We start from the raw sequence: 24,474 nt of genomic DNA on the forward strand, positions 1-24,474 counted from the left end.
GGCCCAGTCTGGCACGCGCCACGAGATCGAGCGGGACTCGTGATCAGGCGACGCGGTCGATTCCTAGTCCTGTGCGCACTGGAGTCGCTGTTTGGCCCCGGCATCCCCGGTCATCACCTGAGCAGGTCATCGGAAGGGTGGTTGCCGTGCGGTGTGTGGTGTTCGGTGCGACCGGCTACATCGGCGGACGGCTGGTGCCGGAGTTGCTACGCGCGGGTCACTCGGTTCGCGTGCTGGCACGCACACCCGGCAAGCTCGCCGAGGCTCCCTGGCGCAATCGCGTCGAAGTGGTGGCGGGCGACGTGACCTCGGCCGCCGACGTGCGCGGCGCGCTGGCGGGGCAGGAGGTGCTGTACTACCTGGTCCATTCGCTGACCCGCGCCGACTTCGACACGGTGGACCGGGAGGCCGCCACGCTGGTCGCGGCCGAGGCGGCGCACGCGGGGCTGACCAGGATCGTCTACTTGGGCGGCATCGTCCCGGGTGCGCAGCGGCTGTCGCGGCACCTGGCCTCCCGCACCGAGGTCGGCGAGATCCTGCAGGCGGGCGCGGTACCCGCCCTGGTGCTGCGGGCCGCGGTGATCATCGGTTCCGGCTCGGCCAGTTTCGAGATGCTGCGCTATCTGACCGAGCGTCTGCCGCTGATGGTCACCCCGCGCTGGGTGCGCAACCGGATCCAGCCGATCGCGGTGCGTGACGTGCTGTATTACCTGACGCGGGCGGCGACGCTGCCCGAAGGCGCGGGCGGCGCGTTCGACATCGGCGGCCCGGACGTGCTGACCTACGTACAGATGATGCGCGCCTACGCCGAAGTGGCCCAGCTGCCGCGACGGCTGATCGTGCCGGTGCCGGTGCTGACGCCGTGGTTGTCGGCGCAGTGGGTGAATCTGGTGACCCCGGTGCCGCGCGCGATCGCCGTTCCGCTCATGGAGTCGCTGATCAACGACGTGGTCTGCCGCGACCACGCGATCGCGGGCCTCATCCCGGACCCACCGGACGGACCGACCGGTTACCGCAGAGCAGTGGCGTTGGCGCTGGAGAAGATTCGCGATCTGGACGTACCGACCAGGTGGTCGGACGCCCATCCGCCGGGCGCGCCGTCGGACCCGCTGCCCACCGACCCGGCGTGGTCGGGCGGGTCGCTGTACCGGGACGTGCGCGAACGCCATACCGATGCCGACCCCGCGACGCTGTGGCGGGTGATCGAGGCTATCGGGGGCGAGCACGGCTGGTATTCCTTCCCGCTGGCCTGGTCGCTGCGCGGTTGGATCGACCGGCTCGCCGGCGGCGTCGGTCTCGGCCGTGGACGCCGCGATCCACACCGGCTGCACGAAGGGGAGGCGCTGGATTGGTGGCGGGTGGAGCGGATCGAACGACCTCGGATGCTGCGCCTGCGCGCCGAGATGCGGGTACCGGGACGGGCGTGGCTCGAGCTCGCGGTCGAGCCGGACGGTCCGGGCGCCACCTACCGCCAGTGCGCGGTGTTCGAACCGCACGGACTGGCCGGGCATCTGTACTGGAAATCCATCGCGCCGTTCCACGCGGCCATCTTCGGCGGGATGGCGCGCAATATCACCGGCGCCGCGGAATCTTCCCGCGCGCGGTGACGCGGCCCGCTCACACGGCTATCCGGTGGCGGGGGTCGCCAGCGCCGCGGCGATCAGCGGCCACGAGTTGTGCAAGTCCTCTTGCCAGTAGCCCCAGGAGTGCGTGCCGGAGGGACGGAAGTCGAACGTCGCGGGGATGTTCAATGCACGCAATCGATCGCTCAGGTCGCGAGCGCACTGGTTGATGATCGCCTCCAGGAAACCGCCGGTGACGAGCTGGCTGACCAGTTTGTCGCGATTGCCGTCGATGCCGGGCCCGTCGGGCCGGTCGAACGGTCCCGGCATGCCGGTGCCGGTGGAGACGTAGATGGCAGTGCCGCGCAGTTGATCCGCGTGCAGGTACGGGTCGTTGGCGGCCCATCGGGGATCGGTGGGCGGGCCCCACATGTTGAGGGCGTTGCCGCGCCAGCGGGTGACGACGGCGGCGACCATGGCTTGGCCTTGCGGATCGCTGGTGCGGACGCATCCGCTGTAGGAGCCGACGGCTCGATAGAGCCCGGGTGCGTTGAGGGCGAGCTGGAATACCGAGGTGGCCGCCATGGAGATTCCGGCGACGGCGTTGGCGCCGTTGCCGGCGAAAGTGGCGTCGATCAGCGGCGGCAGTTCTCTGGTGAGAAATGTCGTCCAGCGTTGCCTGCCCAGCACCGGATCGTCCGTCCGCCAATCCGCGAAATAACTTCCCTCGCCGCCCATGGGCACGACGACATTCACTTGTTTGTCCCGGAAGAAATCCTCGATATCGGTCCGATCGGTCCAGTTGCTTCCTTCCGAGCCGCCGCTGGCTCCGTTGAGCAGATACAGCGTCGGCGCGGGTGCCGAATTATCCGGTGCGCGGATGACTTTCACCGGGATCGTCGTACCCATAGCGGCGGAATGGATCCGCACGTCGGTCAGCCGACCGGTGCCAGGCTCGATGCCGACCACTCGGGCGTCATCCGCGGTCACCGTGTCCGGTGTCCGGGCCGTAGGTTCCGCTGTCGCCGCAGGCCAGGCCGGTGACAGCGGTGTAGCGGCGAGCGCGAGCGCGACGGCGATCGAGGTGATGATCGCGCCTGTCCTGCCTGTCGTTCGTGCCCGCACGCAAGACCTCCGAACCTGCTTCGTGCACCGTAGTGGTGGCGAAAGTAGGGCGCGGTCACGATGCCCGGCAAGCGCTCGCGAGCATTCTTGGGAAACTCGACGACCCGCCCGCGCCGTCTGCTGGTGGTGGTCACAAGATTCCGTGCTACCCATGGTCGTCGGATGATCGAAGTCGTTAACTTTCATGGGGGTTCAGCCGAGGATTTCTCCTCGCCGGCACGAATCGAGAACACCTGTGGTCAATTTCGGTTTCATCGACGAATGGCATCCCGCTGCGGGAAAGCTCACCAGTTGGCGCGCGGCACCGGAATCGCTCGCCGCGGCGCGCCGTGCCCCGGCGCATCCGGCGCCGCCGTCACATCAGCAGGAGGAATACCTGCGCACCACATACCGCAATGCCGATGCGGGCTTCCGCGTTTCGCGGGTGTGCATGCTCGCGTTCACGATTCCCGGCGTCCCGGACCATGCCGCGCTCACGCGCACGGTCGACGCTTTCCTGCGCAGGCACGACACGTTCTGGAGCTGGTTCGTCCGCACCCCGGAGGACCGGGTGGAGCGCCGGGTACTCGACCCGGCGGACATCCGGATGGTGCCGACCGAACACGGCGTCCACAGCGAAAGCGACACCATCCGAGCGCACGTCTTCGCCGAGACGCCCGGCCCGCTGGACTGGGACTGCTTCAGTTTCGGCGTCATCGAGCACGCGGAGTCGTTCACGATGTACGCGGCAGTGGATCACCTGCACACCGACGGTGTGGCACAGGCACTGTCGTGCGTAGACCTGCTGACGCTCTACGGCAGCGAATTGTCCGGCGGCAGCCTGACTCTCGCGCCGGTGACCGGCCACATCGCGTACTGCGAGCGCGAGCGCCGCCACAGCGCCGAGCTGACCGCCGACTCACCGCAGATCTCCGTCTGGCTGGATCTGCTGCGGCGCAACGGCGGTGACGTGCCCGGTTTCCCGGTGGACCTGTGGGTCGACGGAGACCAGCACGTCCGGGGCGCGCAGGTGACCACCGTCCTCATCGACGAACCGGGTGCGCTGCGCTTCGAGGAGGCCTGCCGGGCGCACGACGGCCGGTTCACCGGCGGACTGTTCGCCGCGGCCGCGCTCGCGGAGATCGAATTGGCGGGTGGCGACTGGTATTTCGGTCTCACGCCGGTGAACACGCGCCGCACCGACGGCGAGGCCGCCTCGGTCGGGTGGTACACGAATCTGATCCCGGTGGCCTTCTCGGTGGGCGCCGAGCAGTCTTTCGCGGACGTGGTAGCGGCGGCGCAGCAGGCATATGACCAGGGCAAAGACCTGACCGACGCGTCCTTGCACCGGGCACTGCAACTGGCGCCGCCCGAACTCGGTATCCGCACTCGGCCGGGTTGGAACGCGCGCATGCTGTCCTACCTGGACATTCGCAAAATGGCGGGCGTCGAGATGTTCGACAAGATCGACGGCGGCATGTTCGCCAACCGCGGCAGTTCGCGCGAGGTCTACATCTGGATCAACAGGTTCACCGACGTCACCACCCTCAGCCTGCTGTTCCCCGACACGCCGCAGGCGCACGAGGCGATCGGGCGCTACGTCACCGCCATGCAGGCGATCGTGGCCGACGTCGCCGCGAAAGGCGACCGCGCGGTGCGGGTCGGCGCCCTTCCATGAGTACGCGGGCGAGCATCGCCACCGGCACGCCTTCGGTGGTCGTCGGCCCGCCGGAGTGGGCCGCGCTGGGCGCGTGCCTGCTCGCGGTGTTCATGCAGATGCTGGACATGACGATCGTCAACACCGCGCTGCCGAGCATCGCCAAGGATCTGGCGGCGCCCGGTTCGGCGCAGGTGTTCGTCGTGGCGGGCTACAGCCTGGCCTTCGCGGGCACACTGATGACCGCCGCGCGGATCGGGGAGTCGATCGGGCGGCGGCGCGTCTTCCTCGGCGCCATGGCGGCGTTCACCATGGCCTCGGTGTGGTGCGGCCTGGCCCACCTGCCCGGCGAGCTGATCGCGGCGCGCGCTGTCCAGGGCCTGTCCGCCGCGGCGATGTCCGCGCAGGTCATCGCCATCATCAGCGCGGTGTTCCCGAAGGGCAAGCAGCCGTTGGCCTTCGGGTTCTACGGCGCGGCCGCCGGTCTGGCGGCCATCGTGGGGCCGTTGCTCGGCGGCGCGGTCATCGCTTCCGATCCGTTCGGCCTGGGCTGGCGCGCGATCTTCCTGCTGAACGTGCCGCTGTGCGTCCTGGGGTTGCTGCTGGCGCACCGGCATCTGCACGTCGGCAGGCCCCCGACCAGGGAACGGCTGGATGTCGCCGGCGCGCTGCTGGCGAGCAGCGGACTGGTCGCCCTGCTGTATCCGCTCGCGGCCGGACGGGAACAACGCTGGCCCCTACAGCTGTTCGGGCTGCTCGGCGCCGGGCTCGGGCTGCTCGTCGTATTCGTCTGGCATCAGCGCAGGCGGCTGCGGGCCGGGGAAAGCCCGCTGCTGCGGATCGATCTCTTCGCGGACCGGGGTTTCGCGGTCGGCTCCGTGCTCACGCTGCTGTTCTTCGGGATCTTCGCCGCGTTCTTGTTCACCGTGTCGGTGATGGCGCAATCCGGCTTGGGATTCACCGCCTTGCGAACCGGAATCCTGGTGCTGCCCTTCGCGCTCGGCGGCGCGTGTGGCGCGCTCACCTCGCCGACCCTGGTGGCGCGGCTCGGCAGTCGCGGGCTCACCCTCGGGGTGCTGGTGTTCGCGGTCGCCATCGTGGTCATCGCGCTGACCGTCGACCCCGAGGACGCGGCGATCGATCTGGGGCGGCTCGCCGTACCGGTCTTCGCCGCCGGAGCCGGGATGGGGCTGTTCGCCGCGCCGCTGCCCGCGGCCATGATGGCGGGCGTCGCGGAACGGGCGACCGGTTCGGCGTCCGGAACGGTGCCGACCGTGCAGCAGATCGGCAGTTCGCTGGGCGTGGCGGTACTCGGCGCGCTGTTCTTCCGCCGGGTCGACGCCGACACCGACCTCGGCGTCGGTCATGCGAAAGCCGTTCTGGCGGCATCGCTGACGAACTCTCCGGCGACGACCGCCCAGCGCGACGGTGTCGTCACGTCGTTCGCCGACTGCGCCGAATCGGCGCTGCGTTCGCCGACCCCGCACCTCGACGCGCACACCTGTCCCGGCGCGGGGGCCGACGTGGCCGGACAGATCGCCGCCGCGCACACCTTCCTCGCCGCCTGCGTCACTGTGCTGTGGATGGTCGCGGCGATCGCGCTGGTGCTCGTCGTGCTCAGTCTCGCGCTGCCGTCGCGGAACGGGGAGCCACGGTGACGGCAACCGGCGTCGTGCACTACGACCGCGCGTGGTCGCACGACGAGCTACTCGAACGCAAGCGGCACCGCACCGTCTCGGTGGTCGTTCCCGCTCTGAACGAGGAGGACACCGTCGCGGATGTGGTGGGCTCGATCCGTGACCTGGTCGGCACCTTGGTCGACGAGCTGATCGTGCTCGATTCCGGCTCCACCGACCGGACCGCCGCCCGCGCCCGAGCGGCGGGCGCGACCGTCTATTCCCGCGAGCAAGCGCTGCCCGCCGTGCCGCCGTGTCCGGGCAAAGGGGAGGTGCTGTGGCGGTCGCTGGCGGTGGCGTCCGGTGATCTCATCGTGTTCGTCGACGCGGATCTCGTCGCTCCCGACCCGCGGTTCGTGCCGTCGCTGCTCGCGCCACTGCTGTCCGACGACCGACTGCGGTTGGTGAAAGGGTTCTACCGCCGGCCGTTCGGCGACGCTCCCGACGGCGGCGGACGCGTCACCCAACTCGTGGCCCGGCCGCTGCTCACCGCGCTCGCGCCGGAGCTGGCCGAGTTGCGCCAGCCGCTGGGCGGCGAGTACGCGGCCACCCGGGAACTGCTGCGGTCGTTGCCGTTCGCACCTGCCTACGGCGTCGAGATCGGCATCCTGATCGACACCTGGCGCAGGCACGGGGCCGGCGCCATCGGGCAGGTCGATCTCGGCGCCCGCGTGCATCGCAATCGGCCGCTGCACGAATTGGCCGAGATGAGCAGGCAGGTGATCGCGACGCTGCTCGACCGGTTCGGAATCCCCGATTCGGGCGTCCCGCTGACGCAGTATCTCCCGGACGGCTCGAGCTGGCATGCGGTGCCGGGCGCGGCGCCCGCGGCCGATCGGCCGCCGATGGCCACGCTGAGCGGCACCGGTATCCGCTGACGGCGATGGCGAATTCTGCGGCGGGTGAACCGGTATCGCCGCGGCGAACACTCCGCATCCGGCCCGGGCCGGCCTTACCCTGATCCCGGTGACGATTGCGGAGTGACGACGGCTGGGAGCTTCGATGGGCGCGGCATTGGTCAAGGGTCAGAACGGTGTGCTGGACCTGGCTCACGTACTGGTGTCGGTGCGCACCGAGGCGGCGGTCGATGTGTCGGCGCTACTGGTGACCGAAGTGGGGCGCGTGCGATCCGACGCGGATTTCGTGTTCTTCAACCAGCCCAGCGCGCCCGGTGTCGCGCTGGCGGCGGGAACGCCCGGAGTGCTGTCGGTTTCGCTGGGTGATCTGCCCGCGGACATCGCCCAGTTGCGTGCGGTGCTCACACTCGACGATCCGGCGCAGACCTTCGGCCGGTTCGCGCCGCCGGTCGCCACGGTCGCCGACGCCGCGGGAAACGTTCTGTACGAGTACCGCATAGAAGGGTTGAGCAGCGAATCCGTGGTGATCGCGCTCGAGCTGTACCGCCGCCATGGGACGTGGAAGGTGCGTGCGGTCGGGCAAGGCTATGCGGGTGGGTTCGCCGCGCTGGTCACCGATCACGGGGTGAGTGTGGACGAGGAACCCGCCGGTGCGAACGTTCCTTCTCCGGATCGGCCGGTGGCGAATCTCGCCCCGGCGGCGGAGGTGTTCACCGTTCCCGGCGAGGCGAAGCTCTCCTTCGAAAAGCGCGCGAAACTGGACCTGCGCAAGCGTGAGGTCGCGAAGGTCCTCATCGACAAGGACGCTTTCGGCATCCGTGCCCGCGTCGTGCTTGTCATCGACAAGACCGGCAGCATGCAACGGCAGTACCGCGATCAGGTGGTGCACCGCGTCGTGCAGCGGATGATTCCGGTGGCCACCCAGCTCGACGACGACGGCACCTTGGAGGCGTACCTGTACGCCCTCTCGTTCGCCAAGCTGCCCGACATCACCGTCGAGCACGGTGACGACTGGGCCCGGACCTATCTGCATCTCGGCGGAACCCACGGCGACATCGATTACGACCGGCTCGGCGGCCGCAACGACGAACTGCCGGTCATGCGCGACATCATCGACTCGTTGCGCCCTGGTGGCCGTCCCACGCTCGTGTTGTTCTTCACCGACGGCGGCTTCGCCAAGAAGCGCGAGATCACGGCGCTCATGCGCGAAGCCGCGCGGTTGCCCGCCTTCTGGCAGTTCGTCGGGCTCGGTCGCGCCAACTACGGTCTGCTGCGCGCTCTGGACGAATTGTCCGACCGGGCGGTCGACAACGCGGGTTTCTTCGCCCTCGACGACATCGATCAGGTCGACGACGCGCAGCTCTACGCCCGTTTGCTCGGGGAGTTCCCGGACTGGCTGCGCGCAGCGCGAAACGCGGGCATTCTGCGCTGACAGCGCGAACCTGCCCTGCTCACCGCGCATCGCCCGCTTGTCATAGCGAAAGGCTATAGCGGTTCGCGATTCGGTCCGCGGCGGATCAGCCGATGACGGCGTTCATGATGGTGCCCGCGCTGGTGGCCACCACCCCGCCGATCATGGCTCCGGCCACCATCTTCGGTGACTCGAGTCCGCCGCCGGTCCACTTCTCCCAGGCGAAGCGGCCACCGGCGTAGATGATGCCGCAGATGCCCGACAGGAGCACGAACCACGTCAGGTAGCGGACCAGTTGGAGGAACTTGTCGGAGATCGGCGGTGCCTCGGGGCTGGGATTGCCGATCTGCGCCAGGGTGTCGTAAGCGGCGGCCAGGATCATCGTCGTTCGCTCATTCTGGATTCGGGACAGGGGCAAGTGATTCGCTGAGAAGATCGTATCCGTTCGCTCGCCGCGATGCAGTCAGGTCCATGTAGCGCAGGGAAGTTCGTGTTTCCCTCGCCCGCGCCCGGGTAGCCGAACTCCTGAGCCTGCTGCCCGTTCCGCCGCTGGGCGCGAAGGTTCCGCGCAGTGCGCGCACCGCGGCGGCGTCTGGGCCCGTATCCTGGTTCGTGGCCGAATTCATCGGTGGTCGAACGGCTTTCGCAAAGCGGCTGGTCGGCGGCAGGGTTGTATTCGAGCGTAGAGGGAGTAGACGGTGAGCATCATTCTTGCGTCGGTCGGCGATTCGTTCACGACGTTGGCGCAGATCGGCAATCCGACCCCGGAGGCGCCGCCCTTGGCGGACAAGCTCTTACAGTTCGTCCGGTACCTGACCTGGTTCGCGCTCGCGTCGGGCATCGTCAGCATCATCTACGCGGGCGGCAGATTCGCCTGGGAGAAGTGGAGCGGCGGCGGATTGCAGTCGCCGAAGATGATCGCCGGCGCGATGATCGGCGGGGTGGTGGCCACCAGTGCGGGCACCATCATGAACACCGTCCTGGAATTCTGAGCGAGGGCGGCGCTCCTTCCCGCGTGTTCTCGCGGCGAACCTCCGCAAACGCCCTCGAACTGCGATTTCCGTCGCGGAGTGCGGTCGCGCTCCGGTGCGGGAATCGCGGTGCCGATAGGATCGGAGGCGGAGCGGATCATGGACGAGAGGACCGAAGGCAAGCTCACGATGTCGCGGCGCACGGCGCTCGGCATCGCGATGTCGTCGGTGGCCGCGTTGGGATCGGCGGCATGCGGCGGATTCGGCCAGGATTCCGGGCCGCATCCCGCCCCAGGTGACGCTGCCACGATCGCCAAAGACGCCTACGTATTCGGCTACCCTCTGGTGCTGCTGGACGTCACCCGGGTGGCTGCGGAGATGGTCACGCCGATCAACCGCTTCCACCACGCCGCCTCGCTGCCCACCCCGGCGCAGCGAGACGTGGTACGGCTCGACCGCGACACGCTGCGTTCCACCGCGTGGCTCGATGTGGCGAGCGAGCCGATGGTGCTGAGCGTCCCCGCGCTGGACGAGGGCCGGTTCTGGCTGGCCAAGGTGACGGACGCCTGGACGAACAACGTGCACAACCCCAGCAGCCGTCGGCCGGCGACTGAGTCGGCCGGGCCGCCGTATACCTATGCGGTGACCGGTCCGGGGTGGTCGGGTGCGCTACCGGAAGGTCTCACGCCGTTGCCGATGCCGACGCCGACGGTGTGGCTGATCGTCCGGATCCGGGTCGACGGCGAGAGCGATCTCCCGGCGGTGCGCGCCGCGCAAGAGGGATTGCGATTGGTGCCGTTGAGCGCTTGGGTGGCGGGCACCGAGCCGCCTGCGCCCACCGGGACGGGGCAATCGAGCGTACAGCCGCCACCCGAGTGGGTCGCCGGGATGGACCCGCGGGTGTTCTTCGACCGGATGTGCGCGTTGCTGTCGACCAACCCGACCGCGCCCGAGGACGCGCCCGCCATGCGGCGGTTCGAGAAGATCGGGATCCGGCCGGGTGGCACAGTCGAGGGCATCTCGGATACCGAGCTCACGGCGGCGGTGGAGACCGCACGGCAGCAGATCCCGGTATCTCTGGGGGCGCGGACGGTCAACGAGAACGGCTGGCTGGTCGACCCCGACGTCGGCAGGTTCGGCACCAACTATCTGCTGCGCGCCGTCATCGCTCACGTGGCGCTCGGCGCCAGCCTGATGACCGAGAACGCCTACTATCCGACGCTGTTCGCGTCGACGGACGCCGGAGGTGGCACGGGCCGATTCCGGCTGCATTTCGCGCCCGGCCAGTTGCCGCCCGTGGACGAGTTCTGGTCGCTGACCGCCTATGCCGCCGACAACTATCTGGTGCCCAATCCGGCCGGCATCTACGCGGTCGGCCATCCGGATCCGGTGACGGTCAACCCCGATGGGTCCGTCGACATCGCGTTGCAGTACACCGACCCGAGGGCGGGCGTCGCGGCCCGGAACTGGCTGCCGATTCCCGAATCCGGACAATTCTCGCTGACCCTGCGCCTGTACGCGCCGAAGGCGGAGGCCGTCCAGGGGCGCTGGCGTCCCCCGCCGCTGTTACCGGTGCTCTGACGCGATTCGCGCGAAGTCCCGCCGCTCTCGGCGATCGGGTGACAGGTACCGCTGGTCAGCTACTTTTCCGCAAACAGGCGGATGTACTCCGGGACGGATCTGGCGCTGCGGCCGATCGCATCGGGAGGCGGAACGGGATCATGGAGGCCTGGACCTCATCGCGATACGATCTCACACTCCAGCAGCACGATCCCGGTCCGGCGTCCCCAGGGGCAACTGGTTGCCCATCCCGGAATCCGATCCGTTCTCGGCGAGCCTGGCGTTGTTCGCGCCCAAGCCGGTGGTGTTGCGGAGGCGATGGCAGCCGCCGCCGCTGATCACGCTGCGCTGAGTCAGTCGTCGCCCGCCCAACTCCAGCGTGGGACCTCGCGGATCGGGTGCAACTCCGAATCGCTGGTCGCATGCGAATTCTGCTGCGCCACCCGTGATCCGAATGCGACGTGCTCATAGACCGCGGTGCGGAACTCTTCGTTCTCCAGCAGTCCGGCCTCCTCGAAGGTCTGCATGTACACCTCGACGAAACGTTCCCGCTGCTCGTCGGTGATCCGCAGGCCGCGGTGCACCGCGATGATGTATTCGAATCCGAGCTCTCGGGTAAATCGATCCGGGCCGCCGAACGATTCGGCGGTGAACCAGGTGAGATGGTCGACGTGTCGCGGCAGTCGTTCGGTGAACAACGTCTTCAGCACCGGGTCGCTGAGCGCTTTGTCGTAGAACGCCGCTTCGACACGATGGAGCACCTCGTCGCCGCCGACGTGGTCGTAGAGACTGGGCATGGCACCTCCGGCCGGAGTAGGGCTGCTGCTCTCATTAGAGGTGGTCCGCCGCGTCGGTGTACACCTGAATCGGGGTAATGGCCGATACCTGCCACCTCCGTCCGTGGTCCGGTGGGCGGACCGGCGGCATGAAAAGTAAACGGGTTTTACTAAACGCTGTTCACGAAGCTCGGTTCTGTGGTTGCATCACTGGTGACCGTGTTCGCCAGGTCTGCGCCCAGACCGCCGTAGGAGTTAGCCGTGACCGTGACCACGCCCTCGATCCCGACGGGTTTCGACTTCACCGACCCCGATCTGCTCGCCACCCGCCTGCCCATCGAGGAGTTCGCCGAACTGCGCCGCACCGCCCCGGTATGGTGGTGCGCTCAGTCCGGTCGGGCCAGCGGTTTCGACGACGGCGGCTACTGGGTCGTCTCCAAGCTCGCGCACATCAAGGAGATCTCCAAGAATCCCGAGGTGTTCTCCTCGCACGAGAACACCGCGATCATCCGGTTCAACGAGGAGACCACGCGCGAGCAGATCGACATGCTCGGCGACATGCTGTTGCTCAACCAAGACCCGCCCAAGCACACCAAGACCCGCCGCATCGTCTCCAAGGGCTTCACCCCGCGGGCGGTGGAGAGCCTGCGCGCCGCGCTGACCGAACGCGCCGCGCGGATCGTGCACGAGGCCAGAAAGTCCGGCAGCGGCGACTTCGTCGAACAGGTCGCCTGTGAACTGCCGTTGCAGGCCATCGCCGAACTGATCGGCATCCCGCAGGAGGACCGCAAGAAGATCTTCGACTGGTCCAACCAGATGATCTCCTACGACGATCCCGAATTCGAGGGCGATCACCACGCCGCCACCGCCGAGGTGATGGGCTACGCCTGGAACATGGCCGAACAGCGGCGCGCCTGCCCGGCCGAGGACATCGTCACCCAGTTGGTGAACGCCGATATCGACGGCGAGCACCTCGGCTCGGACGAGTTCGCGTTCTTCGTCATCCTGCTGTCGGTGGCGGGAAACGAGACCACGCGCAACTCGATCACCCACGGCATGAAAGCGTTCGTTGACCATCCCGAGCAGTGGGAGATCTACCGGCAGCAGCGTCCGCGCACCGCGCCCGACGAGATCGTCCGGTGGGCCACCCCGGTCACGGCCTTCCAGCGCACCGCCACCCAGGACACCGTGCTCGGGGGCCAGGAGATCAAGAAGGGCCAACGGCTCGGACTGTTCTACAGCTCGGCCAATTTCGACGAGGAAGCGTTCGCGGATCCGTTCACCTTCGACGTGCTGCGCGATCCGAACCCGCACGTGGGCTTCGGCGGCACCGGCACGCACTACTGCGTCGGCGCGAACCTGGCCCGGTTGCAGATCGATCTGATGTTCAACGCCATCGCCGACGTGATGCCCAACCTGCGCCAGGTGTCCGAGCCGGTGCGGCTGCGGTCGGGCTGGCTGAACGGGATCAAGCGCTGGGACGTCGAATACGCTTGAATCGATCAGTGCAACAGTCCAGACCACGGGGCCGCGCGCCGGTGGTGACCGACACCGACATCCGGCGGGTGGCCAGCGCGCTGCTGGTCGAGCGCGGGCCCGATGCGGTCACCCTGCGTGCCATCGCGCGCGAACTCGGAGTCACCGCGCCCGCGCTGTACCGGTACTACGACTCGCTCGAAGACCTGCTGGAGCGGCTGCGGCTGGACTTCTGCGCCGACCTGGCCGGGGAACTGACCGCCGAGATCGCCACGCTGCCCGACGACGGCGCCGCGCAGTTCTTCGCCATCTGCCGTGGCTTCCGGCGCTGGGCGCTGACGCACACCAGGGAGTTCACCCTGGTGTTCGCCTCGCCCGGCGCGGGCCAGGCCCGCGCGCTGCGCCGCTTCGACGAGCCCTTCGGCCGGGTTTTCCTGGCCGCGGCGGGCAGGCTGCTGGCGAACTACGACATCGTCACGCCATCGACGGACGTCATCCCGCCGGAGTTGCGTGAGGATCTGGTGCACTTCCAGACCGAACTGCTGGCGGCGCTGTCGGAGTCGGGCCAGAAGTTCCCCGCCGAGAAACTGGATCTGGGTGTGACGTACCTGATGATCCAGATCTGGGCGCGGCTCTACGGCCACGTCACGCTCGAGGTGTTCGGGAATTACCCGATACCGCTGGACAATCCGGAGATCCTGTTCGACGCGATGCTCGCCGATCTGGGCCGCACCGCGGGCCTGCTCGGCGAGTGAGCCGGGTTCAGATGCGGGCGCCTTTGGCCCGGTTGCACGCGCGGCACAGGATCTGGAGGTTGGCGGCGCTGGTCGCGCCGCCGCGGCTGAGCGGGATGACGTGGTCGAACTCCAGGTAGTGCCCGTCGCCGCATTCGACGCAGCGGCCACCGTCGCGCTGCCACACCTCCGCTTTCACCTCTTGCGGGATGCTGCGGGTGTCGCGCTGGCCTGGCGTGAGAACGAGACGTTTGGCCACGCGCAGCGCGCCTTCCAGCGCGGCCGAGACATAATCCGGATCGTCGACGGCGAAGGTCGCGCCGCCGCGCGCGGACGTGGCCGCTAGTACCACCGTTCCCTGTTCCGCGTGCACGGAAACCACTCGTGACCACGGCATCTCGATGCCGGTGTCGGCGCCGACGAAACGTAGCTTCTTGTTGCTGCCGATCAGCCTGCCCTCGGTGAACTTCGGGCCGCGTGCGAGCTGACGCACGTGCGTCGCGGGCAGATCGAGGTGCACCGTCTCCTCTGGGTCCAGGTGCAGGCCGGGCGTGCGGACGATCGGCAGATCGCCCGTACGCAGCCGGTAGAGGGTGTGCCCGCGATGCATTCGCCTGCGCAGATCCTCGATCAGCGGTCCGCCGAGCGCGAGTTCGGTGACCGCGTGCTCGAACAGTTCCAGTTCCGCGTGCCGTACTTCACCGTCGGCGAAGGCGAAGGTCACCAGCCGCTCCACGTAGCTGAGCCCCGCGTCGCGCAGGACCGCGCGGCCCGCTTCGGCGTCGATGCGCTGGTAACGCAGTGATGCCCACAGGTCCGCCCACTCGGGGCCGCGTGGCCCGTGGCCGGTGAGCACCCGCCACGCCCTGGTGTGCCAGTGGACGAGGTACTCCTCGATCTCCTGGGCGCATCTCTGGCACGGCGCGAACCCACCGAAGAACTTGCGGCGCAGCGTGTTTCCGCAGCGTGCGCAGTGGCGGTCGCCGGGCGGGGGTCGGAGATACCGGTCCTCGGTCCATATGGTGCCGTCCCACCAGCGCATGGTCTGCGGGTTGTCCGGATCCGGGTGCCAGTCCGCGAGTTCGGGGTGCGGGGGCGGAGGAGCGGGCGGTGCGGTGTCGCGGCTGTGCCGGTGGAGGTCGACCGTGCGGTGGGTGTGTGGGCGCGGCAGGGGAGATGTATCGCCACGGTCGAGCACTTCGGTGCGTGGCCGGGCGGGGATGTCTACGCCCGGGTGTTCTTCGGTCCCTTCGAGCCGCCCGGGCGAGTCGTCGGTGCGGATGGGTTCGCGTTGGACCGGCGCGTTTTCGGCGAGGTCCGTTCCGATTTCCGCGGGAGTTTCCCCGTTTCGCGCGGAGTGGCCGGAGGGCAACGATCCGTGGGAGAAGCGTCGGGCCGAGGTCGGGTCGTGCCGAGCGGACCGTTCGGTGGCGGGTTCCGCTCCGGCCGGAGAAAGTCGTTCTTGCGCGGACGGATTCGCCGCCGGGCGGCGCACCCGGAACGGGTTGGTGGGATGCGTGGTGCGGGCGGGCGCCGAGGGATCGTTGACCTGGACGCCGAACTCGGTGACCAACCCGGCCAGTCCGCTGGACCAGCCCTGGCCGATCGCGCGGAACCGCCACTGCCCGTCGCGGCGGTAGAACTCGCCGAACATCAGCGCCGACACCGCCTCCGCGTCGTCGATCTCGAACGTCACGACCGCCCCGTCCACCGAGTGCACGGCGACGGTGAGCCCGCGGATGTCGCCGAAGGTGCTGTCCTCCAGCGAGCCGGAGACGACGATGCGGTCGACGTCGGCTTCCGTGCGCGGCAGCGAGACGCTCAGCCGCGCGGTGCCCGGCGCGGGCTCCTGATCGAGGGTGACCGCCTGCGAAACGTGCCGCGGCGCGTTGTAGAACACCAGGTCGCGATCCGAGCGCACCGCGCCCGACGCGTCCAGCAGCAGGGCGTGCGCGTCCACCGTGTGGTCCGATCGCCATGAAACGACCACGGCTAGAAGGGATGTCGGTACCGCTGCGTTCGCGCCCTTGCTGAGTTTCATGGTGCTCGAACTATGCCATGACCCTCCGACACGCCGAACGCGCGAGGGCCGGTGCTTCGGCGGGGCGTGCGGCACAGTGTTCCCATGACGAACCCGAAACGCCCGGGTCGTAGGCCGCCGACCCCGAAACTGCCCGGTGGGCGTGTGCCCGGCCCCGCCGACGTGCTGGCCGCCGCCCAGGCGGCGGTCGAGGCGGCGCAGACGGCCGCGGGCCAGGCGCTGGAAGCCGCTCAGCTGACCGCGACATCGGCGTTCGACACCGCGGTGCGGCTGCCGCCCGCGTCCGCTCAGCTGGCCGCGCAACTGCCCGGCCTGATCGAGAGCCTGTCGACCGCGATCGAGCGGCTCAACTCCACCATCGATCGGCTCGACCGCACGTTGGCCCTGGCCGATCCGGCCTTCGCCGCCTACGACCGCCTGCTGCCCCGGCTGGAGGCGATGATCTCGCTCGGGGAGGACGTGCTCGGGCGGTTGGCGAAGCTGCCCGGCTTCGCCTTGCTCGCCAAGCTGACCGGCTTGAGCGCGCCGGAACCGCCCGCCGAGGAGCCGCCCCGCCGAAAGTCCGGCAAGCGGCACAAATAGTCGAGGTCGGACGCTCAGCGGTGCGCGTGGTCGGCGGCCGCGCGCAACGTGGCGGCCGCCTTGAGCAGAACCTCGTGATACTCGTCGGCGGGATCGGAGTCGAGCACGATGGCTCCGCCCGCGCCGATCCGCCAGCGCCCGCCGTAGCGGACGGCGGTGCGGATCACGATGTTCAGGTCCGCGGTGCCGCCGAGGCCGAGGAAACCGATGGTGCCCGAATAGATTCCGCGCGCTTCGGTTTCCAGCGCATCGATGATCTCCATGGTGCGCAGCTTCGGCGCACCGGTCATCGAGCCCCCGGGAAAACAGGCTCGCAGGCAATCGACCACGCCGACCTCCGGCCGCAGCCTGCCACGTACCGTCGATACCAGTTGGTGCACGGTCGCGTACTGCTCGGTGGCCATCAGTTTGGGGACGTACACACTGCCGATCTCGCAGACCCGGCCCAGATCGTTGCGCAGCAGATCGACGATCATGAGGTTTTCCGCCCTGGTCTTCGGGCTGTCGGCCAGCTCGCGGCGCAGGCGCTCGTCCTGCTCCGGCGTCGCGCCGCGCGGTGCGGTCCCCTTGATCGGCTTGCTCTCCACGATGCGGCGGCGGTCGACCTTCAGGAAGCGCTCCGGTGACGAGCATGCGATGTCGAGATCGTCGAAGCGCAGGTAGGCGGCATACGGGGCGGGGTTGCACCGGCGCAGGGTGCGGTAGAAGTCGAGGCCGTCGGCCGCGGTGGCGGGGATCGTGGCGCTGTCGGTCAGAGTGATCTCGTAGGACTCCCCGGCATGCAACCGCTGCCGGCAGACCGCGATGTCGGCGAGATAGCGCTCCCGGCCGCGGGTGAGCAGGGGCGCGACGGCGTCACCGTCCGGCGGTAATTCGAGTGGCGGTGGATTGGTCCAGGTCGGCAGGGTGTCGAGGGTTTCGCGGGTGTCGCGCAGCCAGTCGGCGGCGGACCGGGCGGTCTCCACGTCGTCGCTCAGCGCCAGCAGATGGGTCCGCTCGCCCACGTGGTCGACCACCACCATCCGGTCGGCGAAGATCCACTGCGCGTCCGGGGTCGCCGCGCGATGCGCCGCGTTGCCGCCGCAGTCGGCTTTGACCTCGTAGCCGAGATAGCCGACGTAGCCGCCGACGAAATCGAAGGGGAGATCGGGCAGTTCGAGCCTGCGTGCGCGCAGCTCGGCGGCCAGGAACTCGAGAATGCCGCCGGGTGCGGTGCGCCGGTGCCCGTCGGACGATTCCACGGTCACCTCGCCGTCGCCCACGCGGTAGCGCAGCACCTCGGCCAGCGGACCGCTCGCGTCGCCCAGGAAGGAGAACCGGTCGGCCCCCGGTTCGACGTGCTCGCTGTCCAGCCAGAACGCGGTGGGGGAGTTGGCGTACAACTGCACGAACGCGCTCTCGGTATCGATCGGCCGTTCGAGGACGGCCCGCTGGAGCCGGAAGGTCCGCGGCACCGTGCCATCGCAACCCGTGCGCCCGGCGGGACGCTCGAGTTGGGCTGCCGCGGCGGGGAACTGCTCCGGTGCGAGCGGCATCGGCGAGGCCGCGGTGCGTGTGGCGGAAAGCGGAAGGCCTGCGGCGACCGGCTCGGCGACGAACTCACCCCCGGCGTCGATCGATGGGCTCGCCGCCGGGACGGCGCGCCTGCTCCGGTGCGCCGTGGTGAGTCTCGCGAAGTTGCGCAGCAGAGCCGCGCCGAACTCACTGGCGATCGATTCCGGATGGAACTGCACGCCCCATTGCGGTCGCGTGCGGTGCCGCACACCCATCACGACGCCGTCGCCGGACAGCGCGGTGACCTCCAGATCGTCCGGCAGCGGCCGCAGCGCGCACAGCGAGTGGTAGCGCACGGCGGTGAAGCCCTGCGGCACGCCCGCGAAAAGGTCCTGGTCGTCGTGCTCGATGCGATCGAGATATCCGTGCCGGGCCGCGGGCGCCTCGGCGACCACGCCGCCCGCCGCGACCACGATTCCCTGATGGCCCAGGCACACACCGAGCAGCGGCAGGTCGCTTTCGCGAATCACCGCCGTGGAGATCCCTACGTCGCGGGCCACGTCCGGCCGCCCAGGGCCGGGTGAGACGACGACGTTGTCGTAGCGTCCCAGATCGAGTTCGGCGACCGTGCGCGCCTCGTCGTTGCGCACGACTGTCGGCTCGACGCCGTTCACCTCGCTGATCAGCTGGTACAGGTTGTAGGTGAACGAGTCGTAGTTGTCGATCAACAGCGTGCGCATGGTGCTCGAAACCCTACGCCGCGCCGGTGGTAGCCAACTGTTGTCATCTGCCTTCAGTTCGGGTCGGCAGGTGGTGCACAATGTGGGGCATGTCTGTTGCGCAACCGGTCGATGTGGATCCCGCGGTCGTCGACTTCGCCGTCGTCGGAAAGTGGATGGATGAGCAGGGTCTGTCCGGGGGTGAGTTCGAGGACGTGACCGCGCTGGGCGGCGGAACACAGAACATCATGCTCCGCTTCACCCGCGGCGGCCGGACCTACGTGCTGCGTCGCGGCCCGAAACATCTGCGCCCGAAGAGCAACGACGTGATCCGGCGTGAGGCCGGGCTGCTCGGCGCGCTGGGCGGCACCGAGGTCCGCGCGCCCAGGGTGATCGCGGCCTGCGCCGACGAGTCGGTCCTCGGCGCGGTCTTCTACCTGATGGAGCCGATCCGCGGTTTCAACCCGCAGAACGAACTGCCCGAACTGCATGCGGGCGATCCGGAGATCCGCAGGCAGATGGGCCTGTCCGCGGTCGAGGCCATCGCGCGCCTCGGCGCGTTGGACTACCAGGCGCTCGGCTTGGCCGACTACGGCAAGCCGGAGGGTTTCCTGGAACGTCAGGTGCCGCGCTGGCTGGGTGAGCTCGACTCCTATTCGGCCAACGAGGGCTACCCCGGCCCGGAGATCCCCGGTGTGGCGACGGTGGGCGAGTGGCTGGACAGCAATCGCCCCGCCCAATGGACCCCGGGCATCCTGCACGGCGACTGCCATTTGGCGAACATGATGTTCTCCTTCGACGGCCCGCAGGTCGCGGCGATGGTCGACTGGGAGATGTCCACCATCGGCGACCCGCTGCTCGACCTCGGCTGGCAGATCGCCACCCGCCCGGAGCCGGGCACCACGGGAGCGGCGCTGGTGGGCAAGCTCGGCGCGGTCGGCGGGCTGCCGACGGCCGAGGAGATGATCGCGCACTACGGGCAGTTCTCCGACCGCGACCTGAGCGCTATGTCCTGGTACACCGTGCTGGCCTGCTTCAAGCTCGGCATCGTCCTGGAGGGCACGCATGCCCGCGCGTTCGCCGGTAAGGCCCCCAGGCAGGTCGGCGACTTCCTGCACGCGATCACGCTGGAACTCTTCGAGCGGGCGCACCGGCTGATGGAGTGAACTGTCGGGATGTGCTCGATAGTTGACCGGATATCGGTGGAAGGCGCGATCCGGCCGCGCCTAGGTTGAGCGCATGCCGATCGTTCCCGATGTCAAGGACTGGACCTGGGTGCTCGAGCGCCCTTGTTCGCAATGCGGTTTCGACGCCGCCGCGACCAGCTACGCGGCCGTACCGACGCTGACCAGGGACACCGCGGTCCGCTTCGCCGCGGTGCTCGACCGTCCCGGCGTCCGCCTGCGGCCGGACGAATCGACCTGGTCCGCCCTGGAATACGGCGCACATGTGCGTGACGTCTGCCGCCTGTTCGATACTCGCCTCGGCCTGATGCTGGCCGGTGACCCCGAGGGCGAGCCGCCGCGCTTCCCGAACTGGGACCAGGACGCGACCGCGGTGGCCGACCGCTACAACGAGCAGGACCCGGCTCGGGTAGCCGCGGAGCTGGCCGATGCCGCCGAGCGGGTGGCGCGCTCCTTCGCGTCGGTGCCGCCCGAGCGCCGTGGTCTGCGCGGTGCGCGCGGCGACGGGGCGGAGTTCACGGTGGAGTCGTTCGCGCGGTATTTCGTGCACGATCTGGTGCACCACGTGCACGACGTCCAGGGCTGACGCGTCGCGGAACTGTAACGCGTTCGGCTATTGGGTCACGCTATACCGACGATTTTTTCGAGCGGTACTAGAACGCGTTACATTTTTCTCGTACTGTGGGTGCAGTCACATATAAGCACGTGCATGCGAGAGGGTCGACAGGAATGAAGACGAAGGGCGCGATCCTGTGGGGGATCGACCAGCCGTGGTCGGTGGAGGAGATCGAGGTCGGTGACCCGGTCGCCGGCGAGGTGCAGATCCGGATGGAAACCGCGGGCATGTGCCACTCCGACCACCACATCGTGACCGGCGCGACCCCGATGCCGTCCTTCCCCGTCATGGGCGGGCACGAGGGCGCGGGCGTGATCACCAAACTCGGCCCGAACTGCCCGGCCGATCTGCAGGTCGGCGACCACGTGATCCTGTCGTTCATCCCCGCCTGCGGCCGCTGTCCGGCTTGCGTGGCAGGACACATGGCGCTGTGCGACCTGGGCGCGGGTCTCCTGCTGGGGCAGGCGATCAGCGACGGCACCTATCGCATCCAGGCCCGCGGCGAGAACGTCATCCCGATGTGCCTGCTGGGCACCTTCGCGCCGTATATGACGGTGCACCACACCTCCGTGGTGAAGATCGATCCGAGCATTCCGTTCGAGGTGGCCTGCCTGGTCGGTTGCGGCGTCCCCACCGGTTTCGGCTCCTCCACCCACGTCGCCCAGGTCGCTCCGGGCGAGACCGTGGTGATCGCGGGCATCGGCGGCGTCGGCATGAGCGCCTTGCAGGGCGCGGTGCTGTCGGGCGCGTCGAAGGTGGTGGCGATCGACCCGAATCCGTGGAAGCGCGAGCAGGCGCAGAAGTTCGGCGCCACGCACACCTACGAGAGCATGGCCGCCGCGATCATGCCGCTGTTGGAGGCCACCGAGGGCCGGATGGCCGAGAAGGTCATCCTGACCATGGGCGAGATGCACGGCGAGTACATCGAAGAGGGCCTGATCCTCACCTCGAAGGCGGGCACCCTGGTGGTCACCTCGATGGGCCGGATGGACGAGAGCGACGTCAAGCTGAACAGCTTCCTGCTGTCGATGCTGCAGAAGACGGTGAAGGGCTGCATCTTCGGCGGCGGCAACGCCCGCCAGGACGCGCCGCGCCTGCTGTCGCTGTACAAGTCCGGCCAGCTCAACCTGGACGACATGGTCACCCGCAGCTACTCCCTGGAGGAGATCAACCAGGGCTACCAGGACATGCTGGACGGCAAGAACATCCGCGGGATCATCAAGTACACCGAAGCCGACTGGTAGAGCACAACACCGCCGCTCGGCGAGCGCGGTGGCGATCCGTGCGATCAGCTCGTACGGCACCGCTTCGCCGAGCCGGCGATCGAGGCGCTCAGATCCGGCAGCGCAGCAGGGCTTCGCGCAGGTTGCGGCTGCGGACGTCGTCGAGGACGGCCAGACCCAGCCGGTTCATCGTGTACCCGAAACCGAGGCCCGTTGCGGGATCGGCGAATCCGAACGAGCCGCCCAGCCCCGTGGTGCCGTAGGCGCGTTTGTCGGAGCCGAAGCGGAAAATACCGCGCGACTTGCGGAAGCCCAGGTGATAGCGGCTCTTGGTGTGCAGCACCAGATCCTCGGCGGGGACGTCGTCGGCGGTCTCGGCAGCGGCGAGCCGGTCCAGCACGGCGTCGTCGATCGGCAACGCACCGGTGCGAGCGGCGGCCGCGCCGTAGACCTTCGCCAGCGCGCGGGCGTTGCCCACTCCGTTGGATCCCGGCAGTTCCACTTCGAGGAACTCGCGCCGGGTCGCCCGCGCAGGCGCTCCGCAGCGCGGATTGGTCAGCGCCGCGTAGGACAGGCCGCGTTTGGCATAGATCTCCGCGCCGATGCGCAGCGGAAGATCGCGTTCGTAGCGCAACACGTCCAGCCCCTGGGTGGCCGACATCGTGGCGATGCGGTCCATGCGCTGCTCAGCGGGCAGGCCGATGAAGAAATCGACGCCGAGCGGTGCGGCGATGTCCTCGGCGAAGATTCGCCCGAGCGTGCGACGGCGCGGGTCCACCCGGCGCAACAGCTCGCCCTGGTACAGGCCGAGGGTGATGGCGTGATAGCCGTGCCTGGTGCCGGGACGCCAAGCCGGTTTCTGTGCCGCCAGAACGGTCGCGAGCCCGTCCAGGTCGGCGATCTGAGGCAGTCGCACGACCTCGCTCAGGCCGGACAACCCCGCCTGGTGGTCGATCAGCTGACGCACGGTGATCGCGTCCTTGCCGTGGGCGGCGAACTCCGGCCAGTACTTCGCCACCGGCTCCTCGTAGTCGAGCAGGCCCCCGGCCACGGCGGTGGCGACGGTGAACGCCGCCATGCCTTTGGTCGAGGAGAACACCGGCACGATCGTGTCCCGCTCCCACGGCAGCGTGCGCCTGCGATCGCGGAACCCGGCCCACAGGTCCACCACGGGGCGCTCACCCGCGTAGACCGCGACGGCGGCGCCGATTTCGCCGTGACGCTCGAAATTGCGGCGGAAGGCGTCGGCGACCGGCTCGAAACCGGGCGCGACGTCGCCGTGAACAGTGGGCGTTTCACTCATGGTGAATCGATGGTAGCTACGCGGTTCTCGTAGGCTCGCAGGGTGCGTTCACTCGAGCAGATCCGGGAATGGCCGGTCCGCCACGCGGCGGCCGCGGTGGTCACCGCCGACGGCGGTGCCGCGAGCGAAGGCGACGTGCGGCGGGTGTTCCCGCTCGCGTCGGTGACCAAGCCCTTGGTGGCGTACGCGGTGCTGGTCGCGGTGGAGGAGGGCGCGGTCGAACTCGACCAGCCCGCGGGCCCGCCCGGCGCTACGGTGCGTCATCTGCTGGCGCACACGTCCGGCCTCGCGTTCGACACCACCGACGTCCAAGCCGCGCCGGGGACCCGGCGGATCTACTCCAGCGCGGGTTTCGAGGTGCTCGCCGAATTCGTCACCGCCCAGACCGGGATCGCGTTCGACGAGTACCTGCGCGACGCCGTGTTCGAGCCGCTGGGCATGACCGCTTCGGTGCTTGCCGGTCCGGCCGGGCACGCGGCGCGGTCCACCGCGGCGGATCTGGCCCGCTTCGCCGCCGAATTGCTGGACCCGCAGTTGATCTCGGCGCAGACGCACGCCGAGGCCACCTCGGTCCAGTTCCCCGGCATGAACGGCGTCCTGCCCGGCTACGGTTCGCAGCGCCCCAACGACTGGGGATTGGGCTTCGAGATCCGCGATGGCAAGACTCCGCACTGGACCGGTGGCACGAATTCGCCACAAACCTATGGACATTTCGGCCAATCCGGGACATTTTTATGGGTTGACCCGAGAACGGGGTTGGCGTGTCTCGCCTTGAGCGACGAGAATTTCGGCGACTGGGCGCGCGCGGCCTGGCCACCGCTGAGCGATGCCGTCATCGCGGAGGTGGCCGCCACGCGCAACACGGTCACGAAGTAACACGTGTAACTTCGGGCACTCCAGTACACTCAGGCAACGCCAGTTCGACGAATCGTTGGGGAAGACGTTCCTCGTCGAAGCTGGAGGTGTTGGTGGTGCGCGCATCGAGTCAGTTCGCGGACGCGACGGCGGGTGTGGTCTACATCCACTCGTCGCCTGCCGCGCTGTGCCCGCATGTCGAGTGGGCGCTCACCTCGGCCCTCGGCGCCCCCGCGAAACTGCGCTGGACCGCCCAACCGGCCGACGGCCAACTGCGCGCCACCAGCGAGTGGATCGGCCCCGTCGGCACGGCGTCGAAGATCGCCCAATCGTTGCGCTCCTGGCCGGTTCTGCGCTTCGAGGTGACCGAGGACCCCAGCGACGGCGTGGACGGCGAGCGCTACAGCTTCGTTCCCGGCCTGGGCCTGTGGCACGGCTCGACGAGCGCCAACGGCGACGTCATGCTCGGCGAGATGCGCCTGCGCGCGATGCTGCAGGCCACCCGGGAACTCGGCAAGTACTCCGCCTACGACCTGGCTGAAGAAATCGACCGCGCCCTCGGCACCGCGTGGGACGAGGACCTCGAAATCTACCGCTATGGAACGGAATCCGGCGCGGAGGTCACCTGGCTGCGCCGGGACGTGGGGTGAGGACTCCAGCTGTCGCCACTGCC

The 24,474-nt window shown here is 68.8% G+C and carries 21 protein-coding genes; 15 read left to right on the forward strand and 6 right to left on the reverse strand.

Going from position 1 to position 24,474, the window contains the following annotated elements; all coding sequences use genetic code 11:
• Window positions 1–146 precede the first annotated feature (146 nt).
• A complete protein-coding gene (locus ACWESM_RS19480) occupies window positions 147–1,607 on the forward strand; it encodes an SDR family oxidoreductase (RefSeq protein WP_452492962.1) in 1,461 nt (486 codons plus the stop codon).
• Between the two features lie 18 nt (window positions 1,608–1,625).
• On the opposite strand, the gene ACWESM_RS19485 is transcribed toward ACWESM_RS19480, so the two are convergent.
• Window positions 1,626–2,687, reverse strand: coding sequence for an alpha/beta hydrolase (locus ACWESM_RS19485; RefSeq protein ID WP_452492964.1), 1,062 nt, complete (start codon window positions 2,685–2,687; stop codon window positions 1,626–1,628).
• A 235-nt stretch (window positions 2,688–2,922) separates the two neighbouring features.
• Between ACWESM_RS19485 and ACWESM_RS19490 the strand changes: the two genes are divergently transcribed.
• The 4 genes from ACWESM_RS19490 (at window position 2,923) to ACWESM_RS19505 (ending at window position 8,288) form a co-directional block, all read left to right on the forward strand.
• Window positions 2,923–4,344, forward strand: coding sequence for a condensation domain-containing protein (locus ACWESM_RS19490; protein ID WP_452492966.1), 1,422 nt, complete (start codon window positions 2,923–2,925; stop codon window positions 4,342–4,344).
• The gene (locus ACWESM_RS19495) at window positions 4,341–5,981 is read left to right on the forward strand and encodes an MFS transporter (RefSeq protein WP_452492968.1); all 1,641 of its coding nucleotides are present in this window, start codon (window positions 4,341–4,343) and stop codon (window positions 5,979–5,981) included. Before ACWESM_RS19490 ends, ACWESM_RS19495 begins: the two co-directional genes overlap by 4 nt.
• A complete protein-coding gene (locus tag ACWESM_RS19500; protein ID WP_364427595.1) occupies window positions 5,978–6,877 on the forward strand; it encodes a glucosyl-3-phosphoglycerate synthase in 900 nt (299 codons plus the stop codon). Before ACWESM_RS19495 ends, ACWESM_RS19500 begins: the two co-directional genes overlap by 4 nt.
• A gap of 124 nt (window positions 6,878–7,001) precedes the next feature.
• Entirely contained in the window at window positions 7,002–8,288 is a 1,287-nt protein-coding gene (locus ACWESM_RS19505; RefSeq protein WP_452492970.1) for a vWA domain-containing protein, read from the forward strand.
• An 85-nt stretch (window positions 8,289–8,373) separates the two neighbouring features.
• Here the strand turns inward: ACWESM_RS19505 and ACWESM_RS19510 are convergent, their stop codons facing one another.
• Window positions 8,374–8,649: a hypothetical protein gene (locus ACWESM_RS19510; protein WP_355072692.1), complete on the reverse strand. Its 276-nt coding sequence runs from the start codon at window positions 8,647–8,649 to the stop codon at window positions 8,374–8,376.
• A 316-nt stretch (window positions 8,650–8,965) separates the two neighbouring features.
• On the opposite strand from ACWESM_RS19510, the gene ACWESM_RS19515 reads away from it, so the two are divergent.
• Both ACWESM_RS19515 and ACWESM_RS19520 read left to right on the forward strand, forming a co-directional pair.
• Window positions 8,966–9,259 carry a hypothetical protein gene (locus ACWESM_RS19515; protein ID WP_195077704.1) on the forward strand — a complete coding sequence of 98 codons (294 nt, stop codon included), beginning with the start codon at window positions 8,966–8,968 and terminating at the stop codon, window positions 9,257–9,259.
• A 138-nt stretch (window positions 9,260–9,397) separates the two neighbouring features.
• Window positions 9,398–10,819 carry a DUF1254 domain-containing protein gene (locus ACWESM_RS19520; RefSeq protein ID WP_452492972.1) on the forward strand — a complete coding sequence of 474 codons (1,422 nt, stop codon included), beginning with the start codon at window positions 9,398–9,400 and terminating at the stop codon, window positions 10,817–10,819.
• 332 nt (window positions 10,820–11,151) lie between these two features.
• Here ACWESM_RS19520 and ACWESM_RS19525 read toward each other — a convergent pair whose 3' ends face one another.
• A complete protein-coding gene (locus ACWESM_RS19525; RefSeq protein ID WP_364427606.1) occupies window positions 11,152–11,595 on the reverse strand; it encodes a globin domain-containing protein in 444 nt (147 codons plus the stop codon).
• Between the two features lie 246 nt (window positions 11,596–11,841).
• Here ACWESM_RS19525 and ACWESM_RS19530 point away from each other — a divergent pair, with 246 nt between their 5' ends.
• A complete protein-coding gene (locus ACWESM_RS19530; protein ID WP_452493077.1) occupies window positions 11,842–13,071 on the forward strand; it encodes a cytochrome P450 in 1,230 nt (409 codons plus the stop codon).
• Between the two features lie 8 nt (window positions 13,072–13,079).
• Window positions 13,080–13,805 (forward strand): TetR/AcrR family transcriptional regulator, encoded by a 726-nt coding sequence (locus tag ACWESM_RS19535; protein ID WP_355072698.1) that lies wholly within the window; start codon window positions 13,080–13,082, stop codon window positions 13,803–13,805.
• Window positions 13,806–13,812: 7 nt separating this feature from the next.
• Here ACWESM_RS19535 and ACWESM_RS19540 read toward each other — a convergent pair whose 3' ends face one another.
• Window positions 13,813–15,825: a TerD family protein gene (locus ACWESM_RS19540; RefSeq protein ID WP_452492974.1), complete on the reverse strand. Its 2,013-nt coding sequence runs from the start codon at window positions 15,823–15,825 to the stop codon at window positions 13,813–13,815.
• 84 nt (window positions 15,826–15,909) lie between these two features.
• Here ACWESM_RS19540 and ACWESM_RS19545 point away from each other — a divergent pair, with 84 nt between their 5' ends.
• Complete coding sequence (locus ACWESM_RS19545; protein ID WP_355072702.1) at window positions 15,910–16,407, forward strand: hypothetical protein; 498 nt, start codon at window positions 15,910–15,912, stop codon at window positions 16,405–16,407.
• Between the two features lie 14 nt (window positions 16,408–16,421).
• On the opposite strand, the gene pabB is transcribed toward ACWESM_RS19545, so the two are convergent.
• Window positions 16,422–18,641 (reverse strand): aminodeoxychorismate synthase component I, encoded by a 2,220-nt coding sequence (pabB, locus tag ACWESM_RS19550; RefSeq protein ID WP_364427616.1) that lies wholly within the window; start codon window positions 18,639–18,641, stop codon window positions 16,422–16,424.
• Window positions 18,642–18,730: 89 nt separating this feature from the next.
• Here pabB and ACWESM_RS19555 point away from each other — a divergent pair, with 89 nt between their 5' ends.
• The 3 genes from ACWESM_RS19555 to ACWESM_RS19565 all read left to right on the forward strand — a co-directional run bounded on the left by ACWESM_RS19555 (window position 18,731) and on the right by ACWESM_RS19565 (window position 21,664).
• Window positions 18,731–19,786 (forward strand): phosphotransferase family protein, encoded by a 1,056-nt coding sequence (locus ACWESM_RS19555; RefSeq protein ID WP_452492977.1) that lies wholly within the window; start codon window positions 18,731–18,733, stop codon window positions 19,784–19,786.
• A gap of 73 nt (window positions 19,787–19,859) precedes the next feature.
• Window positions 19,860–20,390 (forward strand): DinB family protein, encoded by a 531-nt coding sequence (locus ACWESM_RS19560; protein ID WP_355072707.1) that lies wholly within the window; start codon window positions 19,860–19,862, stop codon window positions 20,388–20,390.
• 143 nt (window positions 20,391–20,533) lie between these two features.
• The gene (locus tag ACWESM_RS19565) at window positions 20,534–21,664 is read left to right on the forward strand and encodes an NDMA-dependent alcohol dehydrogenase (RefSeq protein WP_355072708.1); all 1,131 of its coding nucleotides are present in this window, start codon (window positions 20,534–20,536) and stop codon (window positions 21,662–21,664) included.
• Window positions 21,665–21,752: 88 nt separating this feature from the next.
• On the opposite strand, the gene ACWESM_RS19570 is transcribed toward ACWESM_RS19565, so the two are convergent.
• Window positions 21,753–22,946 (reverse strand): serine hydrolase domain-containing protein, encoded by a 1,194-nt coding sequence (locus ACWESM_RS19570; protein WP_364427624.1) that lies wholly within the window; start codon window positions 22,944–22,946, stop codon window positions 21,753–21,755.
• A 42-nt stretch (window positions 22,947–22,988) separates the two neighbouring features.
• Here ACWESM_RS19570 and ACWESM_RS19575 point away from each other — a divergent pair, with 42 nt between their 5' ends.
• Both ACWESM_RS19575 and ACWESM_RS19580 read left to right on the forward strand, forming a co-directional pair.
• Window positions 22,989–23,822, forward strand: a complete 834-nt coding sequence (locus ACWESM_RS19575) for a serine hydrolase domain-containing protein (RefSeq protein ID WP_355072712.1) — start codon at window positions 22,989–22,991, stop codon at window positions 23,820–23,822.
• A 95-nt stretch (window positions 23,823–23,917) separates the two neighbouring features.
• Window positions 23,918–24,451, forward strand: coding sequence for a DUF3145 domain-containing protein (locus ACWESM_RS19580; protein WP_355072714.1), 534 nt, complete (start codon window positions 23,918–23,920; stop codon window positions 24,449–24,451).
• Window positions 24,452–24,474: the final 23 nt, after the last annotated feature.

This window comes from Nocardia sp. NPDC003999, assembly GCF_053604885.1.

What these genes read in the sequence shown, in the direction of transcription:
- ACWESM_RS19565 (WP_355072708.1), top strand. Translation starts at nt 20,534, where the DNA reads ATGAAGACGAAGGGCGCGATCCTGTGGGGGATCGACCAGCCGTGGTCG.
- ACWESM_RS19510 (WP_355072692.1), bottom strand. Translation starts at nt 8,649, where the DNA reads ATGATCCTGGCCGCCGCTTACGACACCCTGGCGCAGATCGGCAATCCC.
- ACWESM_RS19495 (WP_452492968.1), top strand. Translation starts at nt 4,341, where the DNA reads ATGAGTACGCGGGCGAGCATCGCCACCGGCACGCCTTCGGTGGTCGTC.
- ACWESM_RS19540 (WP_452492974.1), bottom strand. Translation starts at nt 15,825, where the DNA reads ATGAAACTCAGCAAGGGCGCGAACGCAGCGGTACCGACATCCCTTCTA.
- ACWESM_RS19525 (WP_364427606.1), bottom strand. Translation starts at nt 11,595, where the DNA reads ATGCCCAGTCTCTACGACCACGTCGGCGGCGACGAGGTGCTCCATCGT.
- ACWESM_RS19570 (WP_364427624.1), bottom strand. Translation starts at nt 22,946, where the DNA reads ATGAGTGAAACGCCCACTGTTCACGGCGACGTCGCGCCCGGTTTCGAG.
- ACWESM_RS19520 (WP_452492972.1), top strand. Translation starts at nt 9,398, where the DNA reads ATGGACGAGAGGACCGAAGGCAAGCTCACGATGTCGCGGCGCACGGCG.
- ACWESM_RS19545 (WP_355072702.1), top strand. Translation starts at nt 15,910, where the DNA reads ATGACGAACCCGAAACGCCCGGGTCGTAGGCCGCCGACCCCGAAACTG.
- ACWESM_RS19505 (WP_452492970.1), top strand. Translation starts at nt 7,002, where the DNA reads ATGGGCGCGGCATTGGTCAAGGGTCAGAACGGTGTGCTGGACCTGGCT.
- ACWESM_RS19560 (WP_355072707.1), top strand. Translation starts at nt 19,860, where the DNA reads ATGCCGATCGTTCCCGATGTCAAGGACTGGACCTGGGTGCTCGAGCGC.
- pabB (WP_364427616.1), bottom strand. Translation starts at nt 18,641, where the DNA reads ATGCGCACGCTGTTGATCGACAACTACGACTCGTTCACCTACAACCTG.
- ACWESM_RS19555 (WP_452492977.1), top strand. Translation starts at nt 18,731, where the DNA reads ATGTCTGTTGCGCAACCGGTCGATGTGGATCCCGCGGTCGTCGACTTC.